This is a genomic window from Actinomadura harenae (genome assembly GCF_003696215.1).
Taxonomy (GTDB): Bacteria; Actinomycetota; Actinomycetes; order Streptosporangiales; family Streptosporangiaceae; genus Spirillospora; species Spirillospora harenae.
In genome coordinates this window covers 1-13,064 of the sequence record NZ_RFFG01000163.1, presented here as the reverse complement: position 1 = coordinate 13,064, position 13,064 = coordinate 1, and the positions used below count along the sequence as shown (strand labels likewise).

Genomic DNA, 13,064 nt, shown 5'->3' with positions numbered 1-13,064 from the left:
CGGGACGGGCCGACCGGAACGGCGGTTATGCGATCAGGAGTTGCGGCTGTCGTCACCGGCCGGACGGCGGGTGCGGCGGCGGCGCGGAGCCCCGCGCTTGTCGCCGTCCGCGTCGCCCGCGGCCGCGCGCGGCGCGCCCTCGGGCTCGTCGTCGTGCGCCTGGTGCGCCTCGCCCGCGGCCTCCTTGTCGGCGGCCTCGCGCTCGACGACCTCGACCGGGACCAGCGACAGCTTGCCGCGCTGGTCGATCTCGGTGACCTCGACCTGGATCTTCTCGCCGACCGAGATGACGTCCTCGACGTTCTCGATCCGCTGGCCGCCGTGCAGCTTGCGGATCTGCGAGACGTGCAGCAGGCCGTCCTTGCCGGGCAGCAGCGACACGAACGCGCCGAACGTCGTGGTCTTCACGACCGTGCCGAGGAACCGCTCGCCGACCTCCGGCATGTGCGGGTTGGCGATCGCGTTGATCGCCTGCCGCGCCGCCTCGGCGGACGGGCCGTCGGTCGCGCCGACGTAGATGGTGCCGTCGTCCTCGATCGTGATGTCCGCGCCGGTGTCGTCCTGGATCGAGTTGATCATCTTGCCCTTCGGGCCGATGACCTCGCCGATCTTGTCGACCGGGACCTTGATCGTGATGATCCGCGGAGCGAACGGGGACATCTCGGACGGACCCTCGATGGCCTCGGCCATGACGTCCAGGATCGCCAGCCGCGCGCCCTTGGCCTGCTTCAGCGCCGCGGCCAGGACCGAGGCGGGGATGCCGTCCAGCTTGGTGTCGAGCTGGAGCGCGGTGATGAGGTCACGGGTGCCGGCGACCTTGAAGTCCATGTCGCCGAACGCGTCCTCGGCACCGAGGATGTCGGTCAGGGTGACGTACTCGCCGCCCTCGTGGATCAGGCCCATCGCGATGCCCGCGACCATCTGCTTCAGCGGGACGCCCGCGTCGAGCAGCGACATCGTGGACGCGCAGACCGAGCCCATCGAGGTGGAGCCGTTGGACCCGAGCGCCTCCGACACCTGGCGGATCGCGTACGGGAACTCCTCGCGCGTCGGCAGCACCGGGAGCAGGGCGCGCTCGGCGAGCGCTCCGTGCCCGATCTCGCGCCGCTTCGGCGAGCCCACCCGGCCGGTCTCACCGGTCGAGTAGGGCGGGAAGTTGTAGTTGTGCATGTAGCGCTTGGTGCGCTCGGGGTTCAGCGTGTCGATCATCTGCTCCATGCGGAGCATGTTCAGCGTGGTCACACCCAGGATCTGGGTCTCGCCGCGCTCGAACAGCGCCGAGCCGTGCACCCGCGGGATCACGTGCGCCTCGGCCGACAGCTGCCGGATGTCCTTCACGCCACGGCCGTCGATGCGCAGGCCGTCGCTGATGACCCGCTCGCGGACGACCTTCTTGGTGACGGCGCGGAAGGCGGCGGAGATCTCCTTCTCGCGGCCCTCGAAGTCGGCGCCGAGCTTCTCGGCGGCGCCGGCCTTGATCTCGTCCAGGCGCGACTCGCGGGTCTGCTTGTCGGCGATCGTCAGCGCCTCGCCCAGCTCCTGGCTGACGGCGGCGGTGACGGCCTCGAGCACGTCGTCCTGGTAGTCCAGGAAGATCGGGTACTCGGCGGTCGGCTTGGCGGCGGTCGCGGCCAGCGCGCTCTGCGCCTCGCACAGGACCTTGATGAACGGCTTGGCGGCCTCGAGGCCCTGCGCCACCGTCTCCTCGGTCGGGGCGGTCGCGCCCTCGCCGACCAGGTTCAGCGTGCCGACGGTGGACTCGGCCTCGACCATCATGATCGCGACGTCGCCGTCCTCCAGCGTCCGGCCCGCGACGACCATGTCGAAGGTCGCGCGCTCGAGCTCGGAGTGCCGCGGGAAGCCGACCCACTGGCCGTCGATCAGCGCGACGCGGACGCCGCCGATCGGGCCGGAGAAGGGCAGCCCGGCGAGCTGGGTGGACAGGGACGCGGCGTTGATCGCGACGACGTCGTACAGGTCGTCGGGGTTCAGCGCGAGGATCGTGCCGACGACCTGGATCTCGTTGCGCAGGCCCTTCTTGAAGGACGGGCGCAGCGGACGGTCGATCAGGCGGCAGGTGAGGATCGCGTCCTCGGACGGCCGGCCCTCACGGCGGAAGAACGAGCCGGGGATGCGCCCGGCGGCGTACATCCGCTCCTCGATGTCCACGGTGAGCGGGAAGAAGTCCAGGTTGTCCTTGGGCTTCTTCGACGCGGTGGTGGCCGACAGGACCATGGTCTCGTCGTCCAGGTAGGCGACGGCGCTGCCGGCGGCCTGACGGGCCAGCCGGCCCGTCTCGAAGCGGATCGTCCGCTTGCCGAACGAGCCGTTGTCGATCACGGCCTCGGCACTGGTCGCGCCCTCGATGCGCGGAGCTTCGGTCACGGGAAACCTCCTGTTTCCGGTTGACGTCGCCTCGCGGTCGTTTCCCGTTGTGCTGACAGGCGGTGCCGGTCTTCGATCGAAGCGCCCGGATCGGGGCCGTCTTCCGGCGGCGATCCGGAGGCCACTACCGAGGACCGGCCGCAGCAGCGGTGTCCGCGAGGCTTCCTTCAGTGGCCGGCCTCTCGGCCGACCCGGGTCCAGCCGGTCGGACGACCGGCCGGGTGAGTGCCCCCGGGAACTGTCATGCCCAGGAACCGGGGGTCGTATGGGGGTTGATCTATGCGAGGAGGGAGTGGCCCGATGCGGACCACTCCCTCTCTCTCACCGCTAGCGGCGCAGGCCGAGTCGCTCGATCAGCGAGCGGTAGCGGGTGATGTCCTTGTTCTGCAGGTACTTCAGCAGACGGCGGCGGCGACCGACGAGCAGCAGCAGACCACGGCGGCTGTGGTGGTCGTGCTTGTGCTCCTTGAGGTGCTCGGTCAGGTCGTTGATCCGCTTGGTCAGCAGCGCGACCTGGACTTCCGGGGAACCGGTGTCACCCTCAGTGGTCGCGTACTCGGAGATGATCTTGTTCTTGGTGGCGGTGTCGAGCGACACGTGGCTCCTTCTAGGCTCTCGTCATCCGCAGGCCCCGGGCCGCCCGGGGTCCGCATGATGCGTCAGGGATGCGTGAGCGAGCCGCATGAGGGTGCAGCCCGCCGCGCCGGAACCTCGTCCCGGCGACTATCAACCGTACCACGCCCCGCGCCGACCCCTGTCACGGAGCGGCGGCGCACGGTGATCACCGTCCTCGGCCCCTGATCACCCCACGGATTCCGCCGTCCACACCGCCCACGACCCACGATTTCCGCCGATCCTCGGGGGCGTGACCAAGATCCGGCCGGACCTGGCCAGGTCTCGGCCGGACATGATCGGGCCCGGCCGAGCGTGATCGACATTCGGCCGGGATGATCATGCCCCGGCCGGGGCGCGACCGGGCTCGGCCGGGCGTGCTCACGCTTCGGGCCGAGATGATCAGGACTCGGTGGACGTGAGGTCGCGGGCACGGGCGACGTCGCGGTGCATCTCCTCGATGAGCGCCTCGATGGAGTCGAACTTCAGGGTGTCTCGGATGCGGGCCAGGAAGTCGACGGCCATGTGCTCGCCGTAGAGGTCCAGGTCGTCGCGGTCGAGGGCGTACGCCTCGACGGTGCGCTCGACGCCGTCGAACGTCGGGTTGGTGCCGATGGAGATCGCGGCGGGCCAGCGGAAGGCCGGGAAGCGGTCGGTGTCGGCGACCAGCCAGCCCGCGTACACGCCGTCCTTGGGGATGGCGGAGTGCGCCGGGCTCTCCAGGTTGGCGGTCGGGAAGCCGAGGGCGCGGCCGCGCTGGTGGCCGCGCACGACGACGCCCTCCACCCGGTGCGGGCGCCCGAGCGCCCGGGCGGCGGCCTCGACGTCCCCGGCGTCCAGGTCGGCGCGGACGAGGGTGGAGGTGATGGTGTCGGCGCCAGCGCCCGAGTCGGCCACCAGTGGCATCCCTTCAACGGTGAAGTCGTATTTGTCGCCCAGTTCGGCGAGCAGCCCGACGTCGCCGCGGGACCGGTCGCCGAAGCGGAAGTCCGCCCCGACGATCACGTGCCGGGCGCGCAGGGCGTCCACGAGGACCCGGCGGACGAACTCGTCCGCGGGCTCCCGGGACTGCTCGGGGGTGAACGGGATCACCAGCACCGCGTCCACGCCGAGCTCCTCGAGGAGTTCGGCACGGCGCCGGGCGGTGGTCAGCAGCGGCGGAGGGGCCCCCGGGCGGATGATCTCGTCCGGGTGGGGCTCGAAGGTGACCGCGACCGAGCGCAGGCCGAGCTCGCGGGCGCGGTCGGCGGCGGCGCGGACGATCCGCGCGTGCCCCCGGTGCACCCCGTCGAACACGCCGATGGTCACCACCGACCGTCCCTGGTCGGCGGGGACCTCGCCGAGGCCATGCCAGCGCCCCACGATGCACTCCCTGCGTCGGACCCTGCGGCCGGTACGCCCGCCGCTTCCGTCTCCCGCCCAAGGGTGCCATGCGCGGCCGGGTGCGCGGTCCGCTGGGGTGCGCGGTCCAGCGGGGGCACGGTCCGGGTGAGGCGTGGTCCGGGTGAGGCGTGGTCCGGCGAGGTGCGGTCCGGTCGGGGGCGTGGTCCGGTTCGGGGCGCGCGGACGGGCCGGGGCATGTGATCACGGCGGGTAGCGTCTGCGGGGTGAGCGTCCAGAGCCGAAGCGGCACGCGGAGCGCCCGGGGCGGCGGGGTCCGGCTGTCCGGCACGCGCCCGCGCGGGCCCGTGATCGCGCTGCTCTCGCTGGTCGTGGCCGTCCTGCTGGCGGGCCACCGGGCGGTTCCCGGCGCGGCCGGGACGCTCCTCGACACCGCCCTGCCCTGGGTCGGGCTGCCGATTCCGCTGCTTCTCGCGTTCGGCCTGTACCGGAGGGCGTGGACGGGCCTGACCCTCGCGCTCGTCCCGGCGGTCATCTGGGCCTTCCTCTTCGGCGGGGCCTTCCTGCCCGGGACGGCCTCCGCCCGGCACGACCTGCGGGTCGTCAGCCAGAACCTGTACGCGGACAACAAGGACCCGCGGGCCACCGTCGAGCGGCTGATCGGCACGCGGGCGGACCTGATCGCGATCCAGGAGTTCCGCGACGGGCCGTTCACCAAGCGGCTCGACGCGCTCTACCCGTTCAGCGCGCGGCGCGGGACGGTCGCCCTGTGGGGCAGGTTCCCGCTGCGGGACAGCCAGGTCGTCGATCTCGGCCTCGGGTGGCCGCGCGCGCTCCGGGTCCGCGCCGAGACGCCGCGCGGGGACGTCACGGTCTACGTGGCGCACGCGGGCTCGGCGCGTCCGGGCGCGACGCACAAGCGCGACGTCAGCGTCGACCGGCTCTCGGCCGCGATCCGGGCGGACGGCTCGAAGCGGCTCGTCCTGCTGGGTGATCTCAACACCGCGACCACCGACCGCGAGCTCGGCAGGCTGGTGCCGATGCTGCGTGAGGCGCAGCTCACGGCCGGGACCGGGCTCGGCTTCACCTGGCCGTCGTCCTTCCCGCTCGCCCGTCCCGATCATGTGCTGTACCGGGGTGTGAAGGCGGAGGCGGCGGCGGTCCTGCACACGCCGGGCAGCGACCACCGGGCCGTTCGGGCGGACTTCAGCGTCGGCCCGTGAACAGGCATGGGACCATGGATCCACCCATGTCCGATTCCGCACTGCCTGACCGGCTTCTCTCCCGCTCCGCCCGCGCGGTGGTCTTCGCGACGGTCTGCCTGACGCTGACCGCCGCCGGACACGCGTTCTCGGCGGGCGCGGCGGTGCCGGCGGCCGGGATCGGCCTCGGATTCCTGCTGGTCGCCGGGGTCGCGGCCCTGCTCACCGGGGCGGAACGGTCCTATCCGACCATCCTCGGCGGGCTGCTGGGGGCGCAGTTCGGCCTACACGTGCTGTTCGTCCAGGTCTCGGACGGGACCGTCCACCACGGACTCCCGCACACCGGCCACGGGCACGGCGGGGCGACCATGACGCTCGCCCACACGCTGGCCGCGCTCGTCACGGCCTGGTGGCTGCGGCGAGGCGAGAAGGCCGCGTGGTCGCTCGCCCGCCGGATCGCCGCCGCCGCGAGCCCGCCCCGCCCGCTCCTGCCGGACGTCCGGGTCGCCGCGCGTCCCGCCGTCCGGCCGGTGGCCCGGATCCTGCCCGCGCGGACGGCCCCGCTCCGCCACGCGGTCTCGCGGCGCGGTCCGCCGCGGGCACTCTCCCTCGCTTGATCATCCTTACGTTTCACCAGTTCACGTGGAGAGTTCTCGCATGCGCGCAATCATCGCGCTCGGGCTGGCCGGCGTCCTGCTCGGCACGGCCGCCTGCTCCGGCGGCGGATCGGACGCCCCGGCGGCATCCGAAAAGTCCGTTTCCAAGGGGCCGTACAAGTCCACCCCGCTGCCCGCGTCCTACAAGATCCCGGGCGTCCGGCTCACCGACCAGAACGGCCGTCCGTACGACGTCGCCGGGCAGGCCGGGGGCAAGGTCACGATGCTGTTCTTCGGCTACACCCACTGCCCCGACATCTGCCCGACCACCATGGCGGACGCGGCGGGCGCCATGAGCCTGCTGTCCCCCGCCGAGAAGGCCCGTACCCGGGTGCTGTTCGTCACGGCCGACCCGGCGCGGGACAAGCCGAAGGCCCTCAAGGACTTCCTCGGGAAGTTCGACCCGTCGTTCGTCGGCCTCACCGGCCCGTACGCGGAGATCAAGAAGGCGGCGGACGACGCCAAGACGCCGATCACCCCGCCGCCTGCGGACGCCAAGGGCAACTACGCCGTCCAGCACGGCAGCAACGTCATGGTCTACGGCCCGGACGGCTCGGGCGCGCTGATGTTCCCGTACCAGTTCGGCAGCGCGGACATGGCCCATGACCTCAAGGCGCTCCTGGCCGCGCCCGCCTCGGCGCCGGCGCCGACATCGCCGACGGCGCAGTCTGCCGGGGCGTCCGAGACGATCAAGGTGAGCGGGGCCCAGGTGCGGGTACCGTCCTCCCCGGACGTCACCGCCGGATACATGACGATCACCAACACCGGGCAGCCCGACACCCTCACCGGCGTGGACTCCCCCGCCGCCGCGACCGTCGAGATGCACCGGATGTCGATGGACGGCAACGGCATGAAGATGGAGCAGGTCAAGGCCGTCCCGGTCGGCAAGGGGACGGTCGAGTTCGCCAAGGGCAGCCTGCACCTGATGCTGATGAAGCCGCGGGACCTGAAGGTCGGGCAGGAGGTCCCGCTGACCCTGCACTTCGCCAAGGCGGGCGACGTGGCCGTGACGGCCAAGGTCGTCCCGGTGAACGGCTAGCGGCGGTTCCGGCTCGGCCCGCGTCCCGGGCCGGGCCACCGCCGCGGGCCGGGACACGCGGCAGGCTAGGACACTCGGCAGGCTAGGACACGAAGACGGCGAGGGGCTTGGCCGCGTGGCCCTGCTCCTCGACCAGCGCGAGAAGGGTCCCGTCGGGCGCGAACACGCCGACGGGCCCCGGCCCGAGACCGGCGGCGGGGAGGCGGCCGCCGTGCGTCACCTTGCGGGCGTCGTCGGCGGTCACGTCCCGGCGCGGGAACGCCGCCGCGACCGCGTCGCCGATCGGCAGGATCTCGACGTTCTCGGCGAGCTGGTCGATCGTGCGGGCCATGCTCAGGTCGTACGGGCCGACGCGGGTGCGCCGCAGGTAGGTCAGGTGGCCGCCGCTGCCGAGCGCCGCGCCGAGGTCACGGGCCAGTGCCCGGATGTAGGTGCCGGACGAGCAGGTCACCGACGCGTCCACGTCGATCAGGTCGCCGTCGCGGCGGATCCCGGTCACCTCGAAGGCGTGCACCGTCACCGGACGCGCCTTGAGCTCGACCTCCTCGCCCTTACGGGCCATCTTGTACGCCCGCTCCCCGTTGACCTTGATGGCGCTGACCTGCGGCGGGACCTGGCTGATCGGCCCGGTCAGGGCGGCGATCCCGTCCATGATCATGGCGTCGGTCGCGTGCGCGGCGGACGCGGACGCGGTGATCTCGCCCTCCGCGTCGTCGGTGTTGGTGGTCTGCCCGAGGCGGATCGTCGCGTCGTACTGCTTCTCGGTCAGCGCGAGGTGCCCGAGAAGCCGGGTCGCCTTCTCGACGCCGACGACCAGCACGCCGGTGGCCATCGGGTCGAGCGTGCCCGCGTGCCCGACGCGGCGGGTCCTGGCGAGCCGCCGCATCTTGCCGACGACGTCGTGCGACGTCCAGTCGGCGGGCTTGTCGACGATGACGAGTCCAGAGGTGGTCACGCGATGCGCTCCGTGTCGGTGGTGAAACGGGATTCGGTCTCCCCGGCCGCGCACAGGGCGTCGCGCAGCCGGTCGATGATCTCGGCGGGCTCGCCCGCCGCGTTGAACGCCGCGGCCGTGCGGTGCCCGCCGCCGCCGAGCAGCGCGCAGGCCCGGCCCACGTCCACGCCGCCCTTGGAGCGGGTGGAGACGTACCAGTCGCCCGCGTCGGTCTGCTTGCAGACCACCGCGACCTCGGCCTCCTCGGTGCGGCGGAGCTGGTCGATGACGCCTTCGAGCTGCTCGTAGGTGACACCGCACACGCTCCGGTCACCGGTCTGGACGGTCGTCCAGACCAGGCCGCGGCCGCCCGCGGCGGAACGCTCCAGACGGGCCCGGCCGAGCGCGCCCGACAGCACCTGGAGGTAGCCGAACGGGGCGCGGTCCCACAGCTCGCGGCTGATCTTCTCCGGCCGCACGCCCGCCTCGAGCAGGCGGCGGGCCAGGTCGTGCACCTGCGGGGTCGTGCAGGGGTACTTGAACGATCCGGTGTCGCTGGCGAGCCCCGCGTACAGGCCCTGGGCGACGTCCGGGGTGAGCGGGACGCCGAGCCGCCGGATCAGGTCGTCGGCGAGGACGGCCGTCGCCGCGGCCTCCGCGTCGGCCAGCATCACGGTCTCGCCGTCGCGCCCGTCCGCGAAGGACCCGCCGGACGCGTGGTGGTCCAGGACGATCAGCGCGTCGGCGCGGGCGGCGGTCGCGGCGAGCGAACCGAGCCGGTCCGGGCCCGCCGCGTCCAGCGTGATCATCAGGGCCGGACGGAACGGCAGCCCACCCGGCCCGGTCAGCAGCTCCATGCCGGGCAGGAACCGCAGGCTCGGCGGGACCGTGAACGGCTCGCCGAACGACGCCGCCACGGACTTGCCGAGGCCCCGCAGCACCTGCGCGACCGCCAGCATCGATCCGAGGGCGTCGCCGTCCGGTCCGATGTGACACACGAGCACGACCTCGTCGGCCGCGTCGATCAGCTCGAGGGCCCGGTCCCAGTCGAGTCCGGCCCCGGGGGTCATGAGGAGGCTCTGGCGGCGCCGTCGCCGCCGGTGTCGTCGTCCTCGTCCTCGTCGCCGGCCTCGTCCGCGTCCTCCTTGTAGGGGTTCGCGTCACCGGCGTGGGTCGCGCCCGCGGCGTTCGCGGCGACCTCGGCGTCGGCCCTGCGCGCCTTGGCGAGCAGGTCGTCGATGTGCTGGGCGTTCTCCATGAGGGAGTCGAGCTTGAACGTCAGGCTCGGCGTGTGCCGCACACCCGTCTGCCGCCCGACCTCGGACCGGATGATCCCCTTCGCGCTCTCCAGCGCGGCGGCGGTCCCGGCCCGCTCCTCCTCCGAGCCGTACACCGTGTAGAACACGGTCGCGTCCCGCAGGTCGTTGGTGATCCGGGTGTCGGTCACGGTCACGAAGCCGAGCCGCGGATCCTTGATCCGGCGCTCCAGCATCTCGGCCACGATCTGCTGGATGCGGTCGGCGAGCTTACGCGCCCGGGCTGCGTCCACCATGATCGCACTCCCTTTCCACGGCGCCCCGGAAGGGCGCCTAGTCCTCGTCGTTGAAGAGCCGCCGTCTGACCGACAGCAACTCGATCTCGGGGCGACCGGCCACCAGCCGTTCGCACTGTTCCAGTACGTGGGCGCAGTTGTCGGCGGCCCCGGACACCACCGCCACCCCGATCTCCGCGCGGCGGTACAGGTCGTTGTCGCCGGTCTCGGCGACCGCCACCCCAGGGAAGTGCTTGCGCACCTCGGCGACGATCGGACGGACCACCGCCCGTTTCTGCTTCAGCGACCTCACGTCTCCGAGCAGCAGATCGAGCGTCAACGCGCCTACGTACAGGATGACCACCCCGGTTTCCTAGTGTGTGAACGACGGCGGCCACATCGGCTGTTCCCGCGATCGCGGGCCGCGAACACGGGAACCCGGAAGATGACCACCCACGTGGAGAGCGCCAGGCTAGTTGATCAGCCTGACGCTCTCACCTGCTTTAACGCGATACGTCCCCGCCCTCGGCGGGCAGGGACAGGGCGCCCCCCTCACGAGGAGAGGGGCGCCCGGTGCCTACCGCATCAGTCGCGCGGCTTCTCGCGCATCTCGAAGCACTCGACGATGTCTCCGAGCTTGATGTCGTTGTAACCGACACCGATACCGCACTCGAAGCCCTCGCGGACCTCGGTGGCGTCGTCCTTGAAGCGGCGCAGCGACGACACCGTGAGGTTGTCGGCGACCACGACGCCGTCGCGGACGAGGCGGGCCTTGGCGTTGCGCTGGATGATGCCCGAGGTGACCATCGAACCACCGATGTTGCCGATCCGCGGGACCTTGAAGATCTCGCGAATCTCGGCGGTGCCGAGCTGGTGCTCCTCGAACTCCGGCTTGAGCATGCCCTTGAGGGCCGCCTCGACTTCCTCGATCGCCTGGTAGATGACCGAGTAGTACCGGATGTCCACGCCCTCGCGGTCCGCCAGGTCCTGCGCGTTCCGCTCGGGACGCACGTTGAACCCGATGATGACCGCGCCGTCCGAGGCGAGCGACAGGTTGACGTCGTCCTGGGTGATGGCGCCGACGCCGCGGCGGATGACCCGGAGGGACACCTCGTCGCCGACATCGATCTTGAGGAGCGAGTCCTCCAGAGCCTCCACCGAACCGGACACGTCGCCCTTGAGGATGAGCAGCAGCTCTTCCCGCTCGCCGCGCTCCAGGTCCTTGAACAGTTCCTCGAGGGAGCTGCTCTTGCGGGAGCGCAGGAGCTCGGCGTTGCGCTTGCGCGCGGTGCGCTTGTCGGCGATCTGACGGGCGACCCGCTCGTCCTCGACGACCAGGAAGTTGTCACCCGCGCCGGGCACGGCGTTGAGGCCGAGCACCATCACCGGACGGGACGGCAGCGCCTCGTCGACGTTGTTGCCGTTCTCGTCCAGCATCGCCCGGACGCGGCCGTGGGCCACACCACAGACGATCGAGTCGCCGACCCGCAGCGTGCCGCGCTGGACCAGCACCGTCGCCACCGAACCGCGGCCCTTGTCCAGGTGGGCCTCGATGGCCGTTCCCTGGGCGGGCATGTCCGGGTTGGCGGTGAGCTCCAGCTCGGCGTCCGTCGTCAGCACGACCGCCTCGAGCAGACCCTCGATGTTCGTGCCCTGCTTGGCGGACACGTCCACGAACTGGGTCTGGCCACCGAACTCCTCGGCCACCAGGCCGTACTCGGTGAGCTGCGCCCGGACCTTGGTCGGGTCCGCGCCCTCGACGTCGATCTTGTTGACCGCGACCACGATCGGGACCCCCGCCGCGGTGGCGTGGTCGATCGCCTCGGTGGTCTGCGGCTTGACGCCGTCGTCCGCGGCGACCACCAGCACCACCAGGTCGGTGGTGTCGGCGCCACGGGCACGCATGGCGGTGAACGCCTCGTGACCCGGGGTGTCGATGAAGGTGATCTTGCGGTCCTGGCCGTCCACCTGGGTCTGGACCTGGTAGGCGCCGATGTGCTGGGTGATGCCGCCGGCCTCGCCCGCCTGGACGTCGGCATGCCGGATGGCGTCCAGCAGCTTGGTCTTACCGTGGTCGACGTGACCCATGACGGTCACGACCGGCGGACGCGGCTGCAGGTTCTCCTCGCCGCCCTCGTCCTCGCCGAACTCGATGTCGAACGACTCGAGCAGCGCGCGGTCCTCGTCCTCGGGGGACACGACCTGCACGTCGAAGTCGAGCTCGACACCGAGCAGCTGCAGGTCGTCGGGGTCGACGGACTGCGTGGCGGTCACCATCTTGCCGAGGTGCATCATGATCTGCACCAGCGACGCCGGGTTCGCACCGATCTTCTCGGCGAAGTCGGTCAGCGAGGCGCCCTGCGGCAGACGGATGGTCTTGCCGTGACCGCGCGGAGCGAGAACGCCGCTGGTCGTCGGGGCCTGCATGGCCTCGAACTCTTGACGACGCGCCCGCTTCGACTTGCGGCCGCGCGCCGGGCGTCCGCCCGGACGGCCGAACGCGCCCTGCGTGCCGCCGCGACCGCGACCGCCACCGCCGGGACGGGGGCCGAAGCCGCCGCCACCGGGACGACCCGGAGCGCCACCGCCGCCACCACCGGCGCGGGGGCCGCCGAAGCCGCCACCGCCACCGGGACGGCCACCGCCGCCACCGGGACGACCGCCACCGCCACCGGGACGGCCACCGCCGCCACCGGGACGACCGCCACCGCCGCCACCCGGTCCGCCGCGACCGGGAGCACCGGCCGGACGGGAGGAGGGCATGTTCATCGGGCTCGGACGCGGACCGCCGCCACCGGCCGGACGCGGGGGCATCCCCGTCGGGCTGGGACGCGGACCGCCGGCGCCGGGAGCGCCGCCGGGACGACCGCCGCCACCGGGACGCGGACCACCGGGACGGTCACCGCCGCGCGGGCGGTCACCGTCCGGCCGCGGGCCGGGACGGGGGCCGGGCTTGGGCGCCTGGCCCATGCCGGAGTTGGTCGAGCTGAACGGGTTGTTACCCGGACGCGGCGCGCCGGGACGGCCACCGCCGCCGGCCGCGCGCGGACCCGGACGCGGACCCGGCTTGGGGCCACGGTCGCCCTGCTGACGCGGACCCGGACGCGTGCCACCGCGCTCGGAACGCTCGCCGCGGTCGGGACGCTCACCGCGCTCACCGCGCTCACCACGGTCGGGGCGCTCGCCACGCTCGGGACGCTCGCCACGGTGCTCACCGCGGTCGGGACGCTGCTCGCGCACCTGCTCACCGGCGCTCGCCGCGGGGGCGACGGGCGGCTTCGGAGCGGGCGCGGGCGTGCCGCCACCGGGCATGCCGGGGGCGGGCGGAACCGGACCCGGACGCGGGCCGGGCTTGGGCCCGGGC

11 protein-coding genes are annotated in these 13,064 nt (G+C 72.5%); 3 read left to right on the top strand and 8 right to left on the bottom strand.

Annotated features, from left to right (window positions below; all coding sequences use genetic code 11):
• Positions 1-33: 33 nt before the first annotated feature.
• The 3 genes from EBO15_RS40540 to EBO15_RS40530 all read right to left on the bottom strand — a co-directional run bounded on the left by EBO15_RS40540 (position 34) and on the right by EBO15_RS40530 (position 4,359).
• Positions 34-2,367 carry a polyribonucleotide nucleotidyltransferase gene (locus EBO15_RS40540; RefSeq protein WP_122199764.1) on the bottom strand — a complete coding sequence of 778 codons (2,334 nt, stop codon included), beginning with the start codon at positions 2,365-2,367 and terminating at the stop codon, positions 34-36.
• A 345-nt stretch (positions 2,368-2,712) separates the two neighbouring features.
• Positions 2,713-2,982 (bottom strand): 30S ribosomal protein S15, encoded by a 270-nt coding sequence (gene rpsO / locus EBO15_RS40535; protein WP_026412008.1) that lies wholly within the window; start codon positions 2,980-2,982, stop codon positions 2,713-2,715.
• 417 nt (positions 2,983-3,399) lie between these two features.
• Positions 3,400-4,359, bottom strand: coding sequence for a bifunctional riboflavin kinase/FAD synthetase (locus EBO15_RS40530; protein WP_122199761.1), 960 nt, complete (start codon positions 4,357-4,359; stop codon positions 3,400-3,402).
• A 245-nt stretch (positions 4,360-4,604) separates the two neighbouring features.
• On the opposite strand from EBO15_RS40530, the gene EBO15_RS40525 reads away from it, so the two are divergent.
• From EBO15_RS40525 to EBO15_RS40515, 3 genes are read left to right on the top strand one after another with little or no spacing between them, the layout of a single operon-like run.
• A complete protein-coding gene (locus tag EBO15_RS40525; protein WP_199745138.1) occupies positions 4,605-5,561 on the top strand; it encodes an endonuclease/exonuclease/phosphatase family protein in 957 nt (318 codons plus the stop codon).
• Positions 5,562-5,587: 26 nt separating this feature from the next.
• The gene (locus EBO15_RS40520; RefSeq protein WP_122199760.1) at positions 5,588-6,157 is read left to right on the top strand and encodes a hypothetical protein; all 570 of its coding nucleotides are present in this window, start codon (positions 5,588-5,590) and stop codon (positions 6,155-6,157) included.
• A gap of 40 nt (positions 6,158-6,197) precedes the next feature.
• Positions 6,198-7,235 (top strand): SCO family protein, encoded by a 1,038-nt coding sequence (locus EBO15_RS40515; RefSeq protein WP_122199759.1) that lies wholly within the window; start codon positions 6,198-6,200, stop codon positions 7,233-7,235.
• 82 nt (positions 7,236-7,317) lie between these two features.
• Here EBO15_RS40515 and truB read toward each other — a convergent pair whose 3' ends face one another.
• From truB to infB, 5 genes are all read right to left on the bottom strand, one after another.
• Positions 7,318-8,190 carry a tRNA pseudouridine(55) synthase TruB gene (gene truB, locus EBO15_RS40510; protein ID WP_122199758.1) on the bottom strand — a complete coding sequence of 291 codons (873 nt, stop codon included), beginning with the start codon at positions 8,188-8,190 and terminating at the stop codon, positions 7,318-7,320.
• A complete protein-coding gene (locus EBO15_RS40505; protein WP_122199757.1) occupies positions 8,187-9,239 on the bottom strand; it encodes a DHH family phosphoesterase in 1,053 nt (350 codons plus the stop codon). The genes truB and EBO15_RS40505 overlap by 4 nt, the downstream gene beginning before the upstream one ends.
• Positions 9,236-9,721: a 30S ribosome-binding factor RbfA gene (rbfA, locus tag EBO15_RS40500; protein WP_122199756.1), complete on the bottom strand. Its 486-nt coding sequence runs from the start codon at positions 9,719-9,721 to the stop codon at positions 9,236-9,238. The genes EBO15_RS40505 and rbfA overlap by 4 nt, the downstream gene beginning before the upstream one ends.
• A 37-nt stretch (positions 9,722-9,758) precedes the next feature.
• Entirely contained in the window at positions 9,759-10,055 is a 297-nt protein-coding gene (locus EBO15_RS40495) for a DUF503 domain-containing protein (RefSeq protein ID WP_122199762.1), read from the bottom strand.
• A 230-nt stretch (positions 10,056-10,285) separates the two neighbouring features.
• Positions 10,286-13,064 (bottom strand): translation initiation factor IF-2 (gene infB, locus EBO15_RS40490; protein ID WP_122199755.1); only part of this gene is annotated, 2,779 nt, incomplete at its 5' end.